Below are 13,073 nucleotides of genomic sequence, written 5' to 3'. Positions count from 1 at the left end.
GTGCGCGTCGGACTGACCGGGGGCGTGGCCTCGGGCAAGAGCACGGTCTCGACCCTGCTGCGCGAGCTGGGCGCCGTCGTCATCGACGCCGACCAGCTCGCCCGCGAGGTGGTCGAGCGGGGCACCCCGGGGCTGGCCCGGGTGGTCGAGGAGTTCGGTGAGGGGCTGCTGACCCCCGAGGGCGACCTCGACCGGCCCGCGATGGGGCGGCTGGTGTTCGGCGACGAGCAGGCGCGGCGTCGCCTCGAGGCGATCGTGCACCCGCTGGTCTTCGAGCGCTACGCCGAGGCCGAGGCGGCCGCCGGGCCCGACGACCTGGTCGTCCACGACATCCCGCTGCTGGTGGAGTCGGGGCGCGCCGGCGACTTCGACGCCGTGGTCGTCGTCGACGCCCCGCGTGAGCTCCAGCTCGAGCGCATGGTCGCCCACCGGGGCTGGACCCGGGAGGACGCCGAGTCGCGCATCGCCGCCCAGGCCACCCGCGAGCAGCGCCGCGCGGTGGCGACGTACGTCGTGGACAACACCGGCTCGCTGGAGGACCTGCGCGCCCGGGTGGCCGAGGTGCACGCGCGTCTGGTCGACGGGTGAGACGCCGCGCTGCGGGGCCGCGGCCGGCACGGCGGTAGCCTCGCAGGTCGACGACGAGGAGGTCGACATGGTGGCGAGCCGATCGGCGCGCGAGCGCAAGGCCAAGGCCGAGGGCGGTGCCCTGGCGCTGGTGCGGATCGAGGTGGGGGCCGACGAGGCCTTCGTCTACAAGATCAGCTGCGTGCGCTGCTCGACCACGACGGCCAAGGGCACCCGCGCCTGGTGGACCTTCCGCCCCGGTGAGGACAACGGCTACCTCGCGGCCATGGACCGCTGGACCTTCCACCTCACCGAGCGTCACCCCGAGGCCGAGGCGCCCTGCCTGGCCTACCTGGAGGCCGCGCAGCAGCGGCTCCAGGAGCGTCGCGACGCCCGCGCCGGCTCCTAGGCCGGCTCCTGGCCGCCCGCGGCACCTCGGGACGCACGAGAGCCCCCGCCCGAGGGGCGGGGGCTCTCGTGGGTCGTGCGTGCGGTCAGGCGGCCGAGCCGGCGGCCAGGTCGGGGTCGGCGAAGCGGCGCAGCTTCTGCAGCGCCTCCCGCTCCAGCTGGCGGACCCGCTCGGCGGAGATGCCGTGCTTGGCGCCGATGTCGGCCAGCTTGTGCTGGCGTCCGTCGGTGAGGCCGTAGCGCGAGCGGATGATGTCGGCGGCCCGGTCGTCCAAGTGCCCGACGAGGGCGTTGAGACGGTCGCGCGACTCGGTGTCGAGGACGGTCAGGTCGGGACCGGGGGAGGTCTCCTGGGCCATCAGGTCACCGAGGCTGGTGTCACCGTCCTCGTCGACGGGGGTGTCGAGGCTGACGTGCTCGCGGCCCCACGACATGAGGTCGAGCACGCGGTCGACGTCCATGCCGAGCTCGGCGGCGATCTCCGCCGGCTCGGGGTCGCGGCCCAGCTGGCGCTCCAGGGTGCGGCGCGCGCCACCGACCTGGTTGAGCTCCTCCACGACGTGCACGGGCAGGCGCACGACGCGGGCCTGCTGCGCGATGCCGCGGGTGATGGCCTGGCGCACCCACCACGTGGCGTAGGTCGAGAACTTGTAGCCCTTGGTGTAGTCGAACTTCTCGACCGCCCGGATGAGGCCGGTGTTGCCCTCCTGGATCAGGTCGAGCATCGGCATCTGGGCCCGGCCGTACTTGCGGGCGATCGACACGACGAGACGCAGGTTGGCGGTGATGAAGGTGTCCACCGCCTTGCGGCCCTCCTCGGCCAGCCACTCCAGCTCCTCGGCGTTGGCCGAGAGGGGGGCGCCGCCCTTGCGACGGCCGATGCGGCCCTGAGCGAGGAGGTGCTCGGCCATCAACCCCGCCTCGATCGTCTTCGACAGCTCCACCTCCGTGGCGGCGTCGAGGAGCGCGTTCCGGGCGATCTCGTCGAGGTAGAGGCCCACGCTGTCGCGGCCCTCGATCTCTCGGGTGGTCGATGTGGCCCGGGTGCGGGTGGCGGTGCTGCCGGTGCTGCTAGCCATCGGGACCCTCTCCTTCTGCTCGTGGGCGCAGTCGGTGCGTCTCACGTCGTGTTCAACGCCCACCGTGGCCGGAGGATTCCGGTCCTTCTCGGTGGGCCTTCACCCAGCACGACGCTCGGCGACCACCGAGAGTTGCGTGACCAGTCAACTCTCAGCCACTTCTCAGAACCTCACCCCCAAGGACCGGTCGGCCGCCGGTCCGGACGCCGTCCGGCGGCCCACCGCGCCCGGACGGCGCCCCTCACCCGCTCACCGGGGTGTGGTGCCGGCCAGCCCCATCCGGTCCAGGATCCACGCCAGGGTGAAGGCCCGGTCGTGCCACGACTTGTAGCGCCCGGAGACCCCGCCGTGGCCCCCGGCCATCTCGGTGCGCAGCAGCACGTCGGGGCGGGAGTCGGGCCCGGTGGCCCGCAGCTTGGCCACCCACTTGGCGGGCTCGACGTAGAGCACCCGGGTGTCGTGCAGCGAGGTCTCGGCCAGGATCGGGGGGTAGGCCTGGTCGCCCACGTTGTCGTAGGGCGCGTAGGAGGCCATGTAGGCGTAGACCTCCGGGTCGGCCTCGGGGTTGCCCCACTCGTCGTACTCGGTGACCGTCAGCGGCAGGGTCGCGTCGAGCATCGTGGTGAGGGCGTCGACGAAGGGCACGCCCGCGACGATGCCGCCGAAGAGCTCGGGGGCCTGGTTGGCCACGGCGCCCATGAGCATGCCGCCGGCGCTGGCGCCCTCCGCGACCAGGGTGTCGGGGGTGGCCCAGCCGGTGTCGACCAGGTGCCGGGCGCAGGCCACGAAGTCGGAGAAGGTGTTCTTCTTCGTGGTCGTCTTGCCCTGGTCGTACCACCGCCGGCCCATCTCGCCGCCGCCGCGCACGTGGGCGATGGCGAAGGCCGCGCCCCGGTCCAGCAGCGAGAGGCGCGCCACCGAGAAGTAGGGGTCGATGGAGGCCTCGTAGGAGCCGTAGCCGTAGAGCAGGGTCGGCACCGGGCGGGTGCCGCCGCCGTCGTCCTCACGCGCACCGATGCGGCACACGACCGAGATCGGCACCTGCTCGCCGTCGTCGGCGGTGGCCCACAGCCGGTGCTCCTCGTAGTCGGCGGGGTCGTAGCCGCCGAGCACCGGGGTGCGGCGCAGCAGGGTGAGCTCGCGGGTGCGCACGTCGTAGTCGTAGACCGACGACGGCACGGCCAGCGTGGTGTAGCCGATGCGCACGACCGGCTGGGCGAAGCCGGGGTTGCCGCCCGAGCCGACGGTGTAGACCGGCTCGTCGAACTCCACGAGGTAGTCCTCGCCCACGCCCCCGGGGCCGAGCTCGAGGATGCGCAGCTGGGTCAGGCCGTTGCTGCGCTGGTGGACCACGAGGTGGCCGGCGAAGGCGTCGACGTCCTCCAGGCGCACGCTCGGGTCGTGGGGGATGAGCGGGGTCCACCCGCTGGCGGGCGTGGGAGCCAGGGGTGCGGTGGCCAGCTCGAAGTCGGGGCCGGTGGCGTTGTGGGTGACCAGGAAGAGGTCCTCACCGGCGATGACGGCGTGGTCGAGGGAGTACTCCACGTCCTCGACGCGCTCGGCGAAGACCTGCCAGGCGGCCTCGGGGGTGCCGGGCTCGGCGTGGGTGTCGAGGTAGCGGTACTCGCTGGTGGTCTTCGAGCCCACCGCGACCACGAGGAACCGCTCGGAGCGGGTGCGCCCGACCCCGGTGAAGAAGCGCCCGTCGGTCTCGTGGTGGACCAGCTCGTCGTCGGCCTGGGCCGTGCCGAGGCGGTGGCGCCACACCTTGTCGGGGCGCCAGGACTCGTCGACGGTGGAGTAGAGGCAGTCGACGCCGTTGGGGTGCCAGGTCACCCCGCCCATGACACCGGTCAGCTCGTCGTCGAGCAGGTCGCCGGTCGTGAGGTCCTTGAAGCGCACCGTGTAGCGCTCGTCGCCGACGGTGTCGACGGCGTAGCCGAGCAGGCGCCCGTCGAGGCTGACGGCCGAGCCGCCGAGGGAGAAGAACTCGTGGCCCTCCGCGAGCGCGTTGAGGTCGAGCAGCACCTCCTCGCCGGGCAGGGCCGGCTCGTCGGGGGCGCAGTCCTCGGCCGGCTGCGGCGGCGTCCAGTCGTCGGGGTCGGTGACCGGCACGCGGCAGCTCGCGCCGTACTCACGGCCCTCGAAGGAGCGGGCGTAGTACCAGTGACCGCAATTGCGGGTGGGCACCGACAGGTCGGTCTCGCGGGTGCGCGCCTTGATCTCGTCGAAGACCTGCTGCCGCAGGTCGCCCAGGTGGGCCGTGCGCGCCCGGGTCCAGGCGTTCTCCGCCTCGAGGTAGCCGGTGACGTCGTCGGACTCCTTCTCCCGCAGCCACTCGTAGTCGTCGGTGCGCGTGAGCCCGTGGATCTCGCGGCTCGTGGGGCGTCGGTCGGCCACCGGCGGGGCCGAGGGGGCCGCCGGGGCCTCGGCGTCGGGGCTGGCGGTGCCGGACGGTGCGGCGGAGGACTCAGACATGCAGCCGACCCTAGCCAGCGCTCCGGCGGCGCGACCGGCCACGGGTCGGTAACGTCGCGTCGTGCCCGTGGACCTGAACGCCGACCTCGGCGAGGAGATCACCGACGACGCCGCGCTGCTGGGCGTCGTGACCAGCGCCAACGTCGCCTGCGGCTACCACGCCGGCTCCGCCGCGATCATGCGCGCCGTGTGCGAGCAGGCCGTGGCCGCCGGGGTGGCGGTGGGGGCCCAGGTGTCGTACGACGACCGGGCCCGCTTCGGGCGCGTGGCCCTCGACGTCGAGCCCGACGTGCTGCGCGAGCAGGTCGCCGACCAGGTGGGGCTGCTGGCGGGGATCGCTCTGGCCGCCGGCACCCGGGTCACCTACGTCAAGCCCCACGGCGCGCTCTACCACCGCACCCTCGACGACGCCGCGCAGGCCGCGGCGGTGCTGGCGGGGTCGGTCACCGACGACGGGGCCCTGCCCGTGCTCGGCATGCCCGGGGTGCTGCTCGACCTCGCGCGCGACGGCGGGCGGCGTACCGTGCTCGAGGGCTTCCCCGACCGCGGCTACACCCCCGCCGGGCGGCTGGTGCCGCGCTCCGAGCCGGGGGCGGTGCTCGACGACGACGCCCTCGTGGCGGCGCGGGCGGTCACGCTCGCGACCCGGGGGAGCGGCGCCCTCGTGGCAGGTGGCGAGCGGGACGGCGAGCACGGGAACGGTCAGGACGCGACCGGCCGGGGTGGGGACGGTCGGGGCGGGGACGTTCGCGGTGGGGACGCTCGCGGTGGGGACGCGCCGGGGCGACCCGTCGAGCGTGCGGTGGAGTCGGTCTGCGTGCACGGTGACCACCCCGGGGCGGTCGCGCGGGCCTGGCGGGTCCGAGCGGCCCTCGAGGCCGCCGGCCTCGACCTGCGGCCCTTCGCCCCGCCGAGCGCGGTCGACGGGCGCACGGGGCGGACGGGGTGAACGAGCGGACGGGCGGCCGGGCAGGCGGGCGACCGGGCGGCGCGGGGTCCGCCGCCGACGGGGCGGTCGTGGCTGGAGCGGGTGGCGACGCCGTGAGCGGTCGCGTCGGTGCGCGGCGGGTGCTGGCGTACGGCCCGGACGCCCTGCTCGTGGAGGTGGACGACGCCGACGGGGCCGCGGCGCTGGCCTCGTGGCTGCGAGCGCAGGGCCCGCCCGCGGAGGACGTGGTGCCGGCCGCCGCCACCGTGCTCGTCGACGGGCTGGCCGACGCCGCCGCCCACGCCGCGGTGCGCGAGGCGGTCGGGCGCTGGCACCCCGGGGCCGGGGTGACCGACGGGCCGCTCGTGGTCCTGGAGGTCGACTACGACGGCGAGGACCTCGCCGACGTCGCCGCCCTGTGGGGCTGCTCGGTGCAGGAGGCGGTCGTGCGCCACACCGCCCTCGAGCTCACGGCCGCCTTCTGCGGCTTCGCCCCGGGCTTCTCCTACCTCGTCGGGCTGCCCGCCGCGCTCGCGGTGCCGCGCCTGGCCACCCCCCGCACCCGGGTGCCGGCCGGGTCGGTGGCGCTGGCCGACCGCTGGTGCGGGGTCTACCCCACCGCCTCGCCGGGCGGCTGGCGGCTGATCGGTCGCACCGACGCCGTGCTGTGGGACCCCGACCGGCTCGACCCGGGCCCGGCGCTGCTGGCCCCGGGGACGCGGGTGAGGTTCGTGGCGCGGTGAGGACTGGCGCGGTGAGGGCTGGCGCGGTGAGGGGTGGCGCGGTCGGCGTGGGTCCGGGGTGGACGTCATGCGGATCGTGCATGCGCATCCACCTGTCGCATGACGCTCCGGGGCGCGACGTCCCCGGGCGCGCGGGTGAGGTCCATGGCGCAGTGAGGGGTGGCGCGGTGAGGGGTGGCGCGGTCGGCGTGGGTCCGGGGTGGACGTCATGCGGATCGTGCATGCGCATCCACCCTTCGCATGACGCCCCCGGGCATGACGTCCCCGGGCGCGACCTGCTCGGGTCTGACGCTCACAGCGGGTGCGCGTGACCGGGGCCGTCACGGCGCCGGCGGCCGGGGGTCCCGCGGGTCACGTGGAGGTGCTCGACCCCGGGCCGCTGACCCTGGTGCAGGACCGCGGCCGTCCCGGGCACGCCCATCTCGGGGTGCCGCGCGCCGGGGCCCTCGACCCCGCGGCCGCCGCGCTCGCCGGGCGACTGGTGGGCAACGGGCCCGACGACGCCGTGCTCGAGGTGCTGCTCGGCGGTCTGGTGCTGCGGTGGGGCCCGGTCGGGGCGTGGGTGGCCGTCACCGGCGCCCCCGTCACGGTCTGGGTCGGCGGCCGCGCCCGGTCGACCGGCCGCGCGGAGTGGGTGCCGGCGGGCGCGACGCTGCGCCTGGGCCCGCCGCCGGTCGGGCTGCGCTCGTGGGTGGCCGTCGCCGGCGGGATCGCGGTCGACCCCGTGCTCGGCTCACGCTCGTGCGACACCCTGGCCGGGGTCGGTCCGGCCCCGCTGGCGCCCGGCGACGTGCTGCCGCTCGGTCCGCGGCAGGCCCCTCCGGCCCCGGTGGTGGTGCGGCCCGGGCCGGCGTACGACGGGGCGCTGGGGGTCTCCGCGGGGCCGCGGGCCGACTGGCTCGGCCGCGCGGGGTGGGAGCGGCTGCTGGCCACGCCGTGGCGGGTCGGCGGTGGCTCCGACCGGGTGGGGCTGCGGCTGGAGGGCGAGCCGCTCGCGCGGGCGTGCGAGGGCGAGCTGGCCAGCGAGGGGGTGGTGCTCGGCGCGGTGCAGCTGCCGCCCGACGGCCGGCCGGTGGTGTTCCTGGCCGACCACCCGACGACCGGCGGCTACCCGGTGGTCGCCGTGGTGGTGGCCGAGCACGTGGCCCGCTGCGCCCAGCTCAGGCCCGGGGACCCGGTGCGTCTGGTGGCGCGCTGAGGCCGCTGGCGTCATCGCCCGTGTCCTCCCCGACCTCCCCGACCTCTCCGACCTCTCCGACCTCTCCGACCTCCCCGTCGTCGCCCGTGCTGTCGGCGGCACTCTCGCCCGCGACGTCGGTGCTCCCGTCCGCGTCGGTCACCGTGTCGCGCGCGGCGGGTCCCACGGGCTCGGCGGGCTCGACGGGATCGGCGGGATCGGCGGGCTCGGGCGGCAGCCAGGCGTGCAGCTGCGGGTCGTCGGCGGCGTAGGAGCGCACCGGGCCGGCGGGGGTCTCGGCGGTCTCGAAGCGCACGGTGACGACGCCGCGCCCCGAGCCCCACACCCAGCCGCGGCCCATCTCGTCGTGCTCGACGTCGAGCCCCGGGGGCCAGGTCTCGCGGCGCCGCATGGTCGGCAGGTCGACGGGCACCTCGGGCTCGGGCTCGGCGTCGGTGCCGCCGAAGAGGTCCTCCTGCACCCAGTCGGCCAGTCCGGAGACACCGACGCCGAGCAGGCGCACGCCGCCGCTGAGGTCGGCGCTGGCGAGCAGGTCGCCGAGGAGGGAGCGGGCGACCCGGGCGATGGTGCCGGCGGTGTCGGTGGGGGAGGGCAGGGTGCTCGACCGGTTGACCGTGGTGAAGTCGTGCAGCCTCACCTTGATCGTGATCGTGCGACCCGACAGCCCGTGCTTGACCAGCCGGGCGGCCACCTCGCCGGCCTGGCGGGTGAGCAGCCCCTCCATCAGCCGGCGGTCGGTGAGGTCGGTGTCGTAGGTGCCCTCGACGCTGACCGACTTGGCCTCGCGCTCCGCGACCACGGGGCGGTCGTCGAGGGCCCTGGCCAGGTGCCACAGGCCGGTGCCGTGGGAGCGGCCCACGATCCGCACGAGCTCCTCGGCGCTGACCGCCTCGAGGTCGGCGACGGTGACGATGCCGGCGCGGCGCAGCCGCTCCGCCGTGGCCGGCCCGACGCCCGGGATCACCGTGGCCTTCATCGGGCGCAGCAGCTCCTGCTCGGTGCCGGGCGCCACCACCGTCAGCCCGTCGGGCTTGTCGAGGTCGCTGGCGACCTTGGCGATGAACTTGCTGGTGCCCAGACCCACCGAGGCCGTCAGGCCGCCGGTCGCCGCCGAGACCTCCTGGCGCAGCCGCTGGGCGAAGGCGGTGACGGTGGGCGTCTCGAGGTCGGGCAGGTCGGCGCGCTCGAGGTCGACGAAGGCCTCGTCGAGCGAGAGCGGCTCCACCAGCGGGGACACCGCGCGCAGCAGGCCCATGACCACGCCGCTGGCCTCGCGGTAGGCGTGGAAGCGCCCGGTGAGGAAGGCGGCGTGCGGGCACCGCGTGCGCGCCTCGCGGGTCGACATCGCCGAGTGCACCCCGAAGACCCGGGCCTCGTAGGACGCGGTCGACACCACGCCCCGGCCGCCGACGCCGCCGACCACGACGGGCTTGCCGCGCAGCGACGGCTTGTCGCGCTGCTCGACCGAGGCGAAGAAGGCGTCGAGGTCCAGGTGGAGGACCGAGGCCTGGGCACGCACGTCGGCAACGTACCCGCCGGCCCCGTCCTCGCCCGCGACGACACGGGAGCAGGGGCACCGCGCCGGCCGCCGCGCGTGCGCCTCGGCGCGCCCGGGCCCCGCGCACTCCCTCCCCGGAGGCGGCCCCCGGTCGGGCATCCCGCACCGAGGACCACGAGTCCTCCACCGCGACCCGTGCGCCCGACCCTCTCCACAGGCTCGCGGTGCGCCCGGCGCGTGCGGCCGCGGCGGGGGAGCGTCGTGCCATGACCACGACTCCCGGTGCCCCCGGCTCCCCCCGCCCCGTCCCGTCCACACCGCGCGCCCCGGCCGCCACGGCCCCGCTGGTCGCCCGCACCCCCGAGGACGTCCTCGCCATGGTGCCGGCGGTGCTCGGCTTCACCCCGACGCAGTCGGTCGCCATGCTCACGCTCGGGGCCGCGCGGGCCTTCCACGCGCGGGTCGACCTGCCCACCGCGGCCCAGCTGGCCCAGGAGCCTGACGGCCTGACCGAGATGGTCGACCTGCTCCGGCAGCCGTGCGTGCGCCACCGGGTGCGTGCCGTGCTGCTGGTCGTCTTCAGCGACGACGAGCACACCGCGCTCGCCGCGCGTCGCGCCCTCGTGCCGGCCTTCCGGGGGAGCGGCATGGAGGTGGTCGACGTGCTGCGCGCCGACGGCCGCCGCTGGTGGCCGATGCTGCGCCGTCACCCGGGAGCCCCGCCCTGGGGAGTGCCCTACGACGTCAGCGAGCACCCGTTCGTGGCGCAGACCGTGCTCGCGGGCAAGGTCACCCACCCCACCCGCGAGGACCTCGACCGCTCCCTCGATCCCGGCCCGGCCGAGGTCGCGGCCCACGCCCGGGTCGCGGGCCTGGTGGCCCAGGGGCCGCTCGCCCCGCCGGGCGACACCGCGGGGGAGCTGGTCGAGGCGATGGCGCTGCGCGACCTGCTGCTCGACCACCACGTCGACGGCACGCTGCCCGACCCCGAGGAGGTCGCCCGGCTGCTGCTCGCGCTGCGCAGCCCACGGCTGCGCGACCTGGCCTGCGCGCTGGTGGAGCGCCGCGAGGCCGCCGCGTGGGCCGAGCTGTGGCGCGGGGTGCTGCGGCTGACGCCGCCCGAGCTCGTCGTCGGCCCGGCCACCGTCACCGCGTTCTGCGCCTGGCTCGCGGGGGAGGGGGCGCTGGCCTGGTGCGCCCTCGACCGTGCCCTGGCCGTCGACCCCGACCACTCCTTCGCCGGCCTGGTCGGCGGGCTGCTGACGGCCGCGGTGCCGCCGGCGGCGTGGGACGCGCCGGGCGGCCCGGGCCGCTCCGACCTGGTCGCCCTCCTCGAGGAGATCGAGGAGCTCGAGGAGCTCGACCGACGAGGGGAGCTCGACGACGACCCCGACGCGGGCCGCGACCACGGCTGGTAGGTCGGGGCCGGCGGCAGGCGGCCGGCGCCGTGGTCCTCTGCGCCGCCCGCTGTCTCCCGGCGGCCTGGCTCCCGGCGGTCTGTCTCCCGGCGACGCGCGCGGCTGCGGGCGGACGACATGGGCGGGTGCGCTCGGCGGGACGACGTCGGCGGGGTGAGGCGGCCGGCCGCCGGGGGCCCTAGGGTCGCGGCATGGGCGAAGAGGTGGAGGCGCAGGAGTTCTCGCGCGCAGACCGGACCAGGCACCGCGAGAAGGTGCGCCGCTGCCTCGACGTGTTCGCACGCATGCTGCGCGAGGCGCGCTTCGACACCGACGACCCGATGACCGGGCTCGAGGTCGAGCTCAACCTCGTCGACGACCGCGGCGACCCGGCGCTGAAGAACGCCGAGGCCCTCGAGGCGATCGCCGACCCCGACTTCCAGACCGAGCTGGGCCAGTTCAACATCGAGATCAACGTGCCCCCGGCCCGGCTGCGCGAGGGCGGGCTGCGCACCTTCGAGGACACCCTGCGCACCAGCCTCAACGAGGCCGAGCGCCGCTCCTCGCAGGTGGGGGCCCACCTGGTGATGATCGGCATCCTGCCCACCCTGGCCGAGGGCCACATGGGCATGCACAGCATCAGCTCCAACCCCCGCTACCGCCTGCTCAGCGACCAGATCCTCCACGCCCGCGGCGAGGACCTGACCATCGAGATCGCCGGGGCCACCGAGCGGCTCGACACCACCTCCGACTCCATCCTCCCGGAGGCGGCCTGCACCTCCACGCAGTTCCACGTGCAGACCTCGCCCGACCAGTTCGCGGCCTACTGGAACGCCTCGCAGGCCATCGCAGGCGTGCAGGTGGCGACCGCGGCCAACGCGCCCTACCTGCTGGGCAAGGAGCTGTGGCGCGAGACCCGCATCCCCCTGTTCGAGCAGGCCACCGACACCCGCAGCGAGGAGCTCAAGGCCCAGGGGGTGCGCCCGCGCGTGTGGTTCGGCGAGCGGTGGATCACCACGGTCTTCGACCTCTTCGAGGAGAACGTCCGCTACTTCCCGGCCCTGCTCCCCGTCACCGAGGAGGAGGACCCGCTCGAGGTGCTCGAGGCCGGCGGCACCCCCGCCCTCGCCGAGCTGCGGCTGCACAACGGCACCATCTACCGGTGGAACCGTCCGGTCTACGACGTCGCCGACGGGGTGCCGCACCTGCGCGTCGAGAACCGGCTGCTCGCGGCCGGGCCCACCGTCGCCGACACCGTCGCCAACGCCGCCTTCTACTTCGGTCTCGTGCGCGCCCTCGCCGAGAGCGAGCGGCCGCTGTGGTCGCAGATGTCGTTCAGCGCCGCGGAGGAGAACTTCCACGCCGCCGCCCAGCAGGGCATCGACGCCCAGATCTACTGGCCCGGCGTCGGACAGGTGCAGGCCACCGAGCTCGTGCTGCGCCGCCTTCTCCCGCTGGCCCACCAGGGCCTCGAGGCGTGGGGGGTGGCGGCCGCCGACCGCGACCGCTTCCTCGGGATCATCGAGCAGCGCTGCCTGACCGGCGTCAACGGCGCGCAGTGGTTCGCCGCGCGCATGGCCGAGCGTGCAGGGGAGGACCGCTACGACGCGCTGCGCGCGGTGCTCCTCGACTACACCGAGCGGATGCACACCAACGAGCCGGTGCACACCTGGACCTGAGCGCGGCCCGGTCGGGTGCCGCGCCGCCCGCGCCTCACCGCACCCGCAGGCGCCGCCAGCTCCGCCCCACCCCGCTGCGGGGGTCGCGCCAGGCCGTGCGGCTGACCACCACCATCACCAGCGGCAGCTCCGCCTCCGCGTAGGCCGCCCGGGCCGCGGCCAGCCACGCGAGGTCGACGTCCTGGAGGGCCAGGTCGCCCAGCCGCACCAGCCACACCACCGGCGCCGTGGGCGCCGCTTCGGCGTGCCCCTGCCGCGTCCGGTCCGCCGCGGCCAGCAGGTCCGCCCGGCGCACCATGGCCGCCACCACGTCGGTGCGCAGCGCCGGGTCGAGATCGGGGTCGTCGGTCCGCGGCACGAAGACCGCGGTCGGCCCGCCCGGCACACCCACGTGCAGGACGGGTGGGCGCACCCGGGTCGGGCCCGAGAGCGCCACGTCGAGCACGGCGCGTCGCAGCAGCGCCTCCATCCCGGGCGCGAGCGGCTCGGTGAGACCGCACGCGTCGCCGGGGCCGAGGGCGCGACGTACGGGTGGGTGGGGCACCGCCCCAGGGTGCCCGCCGGGATCCCCCGGCGCGCCTCGTCGTCCACAGGCTCCCGGAGCGCGCGCGGATCGGTTAAGTTGCCCGGAGGCGATCGACCCGATGACGAGTCGGTCGAGCCGACGACGAAGGAGTGCCGATGGGGACCGTGGTGGTCGGATACGTGGCGAAGGCCGAGGGCGAGGCCGCCCTCGACAAGGCGATCGAGGAGGCCACGCTGCGCGGCAAGAAGCTCGTGGTGGTCAACTCCCACCGCGGCGGCGCCGAGTTCGACGAGCACGCCTCCACCAAGGCCGAGGCCGACATGGACGCCGTGCGCGCGCGCCTGGAGGCCTCCGGCGTCGAGTTCGACCTGCGTCAGCTGGTGCGCGGCTTCGAGCCGGCCGAGGACCTCATCAGCATCGCCGAGGCCAACGACGCTGAGCTGCTGGTCATCGGCCTGCGCCGCCGCTCGCCCGTGGGCAAGCTGATCCTGGGCAGCAACGCCCAGCGGATCCTGCTCGACGCCCACTGCCCGGTGCTGGCGGTCAAGGCCGACTGAGCCCGCTCCCCGACG

The 13,073-nt window shown here is 75.7% G+C and carries 12 protein-coding genes; 8 read left to right on the top strand and 4 right to left on the bottom strand.

Annotated elements, in window-relative coordinates:
* Complete coding sequence (gene coaE / locus M3673_RS01770) at positions 1–588, top strand: dephospho-CoA kinase (protein WP_251531103.1); 588 nt, start codon at positions 1–3, stop codon at positions 586–588.
* Positions 589–655: 67 nt separating this feature from the next.
* Positions 656–976 carry a hypothetical protein gene (locus tag M3673_RS01765; RefSeq protein ID WP_193664578.1) on the top strand — a complete coding sequence of 107 codons (321 nt, stop codon included), beginning with the start codon at positions 656–658 and terminating at the stop codon, positions 974–976.
* Between the two features lie 85 nt (positions 977–1,061).
* Here M3673_RS01765 and M3673_RS01760 read toward each other — a convergent pair whose 3' ends face one another.
* The gene (locus M3673_RS01760; RefSeq protein ID WP_056862558.1) at positions 1,062–2,054 is read right to left on the bottom strand and encodes an RNA polymerase sigma factor RpoD/SigA; all 993 of its coding nucleotides are present in this window, start codon (positions 2,052–2,054) and stop codon (positions 1,062–1,064) included.
* A 249-nt stretch (positions 2,055–2,303) separates the two neighbouring features.
* Entirely contained in the window at positions 2,304–4,532 is a 2,229-nt protein-coding gene (locus M3673_RS01755) for a S9 family peptidase (RefSeq protein WP_251531101.1), read from the bottom strand.
* A gap of 67 nt (positions 4,533–4,599) precedes the next feature.
* Between M3673_RS01755 and M3673_RS01750 the strand changes: the two genes are divergently transcribed.
* The 3 genes from M3673_RS01750 (at position 4,600) to M3673_RS01740 (ending at position 7,401) form a co-directional block, all read left to right on the top strand.
* Positions 4,600–5,481, top strand: a complete 882-nt coding sequence (locus M3673_RS01750; protein WP_374108184.1) for a LamB/YcsF family protein — start codon at positions 4,600–4,602, stop codon at positions 5,479–5,481.
* A gap of 92 nt (positions 5,482–5,573) precedes the next feature.
* The gene (locus M3673_RS01745; RefSeq protein WP_251531099.1) at positions 5,574–6,203 is read left to right on the top strand and encodes an allophanate hydrolase subunit 1; all 630 of its coding nucleotides are present in this window, start codon (positions 5,574–5,576) and stop codon (positions 6,201–6,203) included.
* Positions 6,204–6,510: 307 nt separating this feature from the next.
* Positions 6,511–7,401, top strand: coding sequence for a biotin-dependent carboxyltransferase family protein (locus M3673_RS01740; RefSeq protein WP_251531097.1), 891 nt, complete (start codon positions 6,511–6,513; stop codon positions 7,399–7,401).
* Here M3673_RS01740 and M3673_RS01735 read toward each other — a convergent pair.
* A complete protein-coding gene (locus M3673_RS01735; protein ID WP_308196073.1) occupies positions 7,364–8,920 on the bottom strand; it encodes a DNA polymerase IV in 1,557 nt (518 codons plus the stop codon). The genes M3673_RS01740 and M3673_RS01735 overlap by 38 nt on opposite strands.
* A gap of 245 nt (positions 8,921–9,165) precedes the next feature.
* On the opposite strand from M3673_RS01735, the gene M3673_RS01730 reads away from it, so the two are divergent.
* Both M3673_RS01730 and M3673_RS01725 read left to right on the top strand, forming a co-directional pair.
* Positions 9,166–10,317: a DUF4192 domain-containing protein gene (locus tag M3673_RS01730; RefSeq protein ID WP_251531095.1), complete on the top strand. Its 1,152-nt coding sequence runs from the start codon at positions 9,166–9,168 to the stop codon at positions 10,315–10,317.
* Between the two features lie 191 nt (positions 10,318–10,508).
* Positions 10,509–11,975, top strand: a complete 1,467-nt coding sequence (locus M3673_RS01725; RefSeq protein ID WP_251531094.1) for a glutamate--cysteine ligase — start codon at positions 10,509–10,511, stop codon at positions 11,973–11,975.
* Positions 11,976–12,009: 34 nt separating this feature from the next.
* Here the strand turns inward: M3673_RS01725 and M3673_RS01720 are convergent, their stop codons facing one another.
* Positions 12,010–12,519, bottom strand: a complete 510-nt coding sequence (locus tag M3673_RS01720) for a hypothetical protein (protein WP_251531092.1) — start codon at positions 12,517–12,519, stop codon at positions 12,010–12,012.
* 137 nt (positions 12,520–12,656) lie between these two features.
* Between M3673_RS01720 and M3673_RS01715 the strand changes: the two genes are divergently transcribed.
* Positions 12,657–13,058 carry a universal stress protein gene (locus M3673_RS01715; RefSeq protein ID WP_056862564.1) on the top strand — a complete coding sequence of 134 codons (402 nt, stop codon included), beginning with the start codon at positions 12,657–12,659 and terminating at the stop codon, positions 13,056–13,058.
* Positions 13,059–13,073: the final 15 nt, after the last annotated feature.

The sequence above is a fragment of the Nocardioides sp. P86 genome (assembly GCF_023712465.1).
Classification (GTDB): domain Bacteria; phylum Actinomycetota; class Actinomycetes; order Propionibacteriales; family Nocardioidaceae; genus Nocardioides; species Nocardioides kribbensis.
Note: the sequence above shows the minus strand (reverse complement) of the source record. Positions and strands in the feature narration are given on the sequence as shown.

Excerpts from the sequence above, each read along its gene's own strand:
- M3673_RS01730 (WP_251531095.1), top strand. The coding sequence starts at position 9,166 with ATGACCACGACTCCCGGTGCCCCCGGCTCCCCCCGCCCCGTCCCGTCC.
- M3673_RS01765 (WP_193664578.1), top strand. The coding sequence starts at position 656 with ATGGTGGCGAGCCGATCGGCGCGCGAGCGCAAGGCCAAGGCCGAGGGC.
- M3673_RS01755 (WP_251531101.1), bottom strand. The coding sequence starts at position 4,532 with ATGTCTGAGTCCTCCGCCGCACCGTCCGGCACCGCCAGCCCCGACGCC.
- M3673_RS01725 (WP_251531094.1), top strand. The coding sequence starts at position 10,509 with ATGGGCGAAGAGGTGGAGGCGCAGGAGTTCTCGCGCGCAGACCGGACC.
- M3673_RS01760 (WP_056862558.1), bottom strand. The coding sequence starts at position 2,054 with ATGGCTAGCAGCACCGGCAGCACCGCCACCCGCACCCGGGCCACATCG.
- M3673_RS01715 (WP_056862564.1), top strand. The coding sequence starts at position 12,657 with ATGGGGACCGTGGTGGTCGGATACGTGGCGAAGGCCGAGGGCGAGGCC.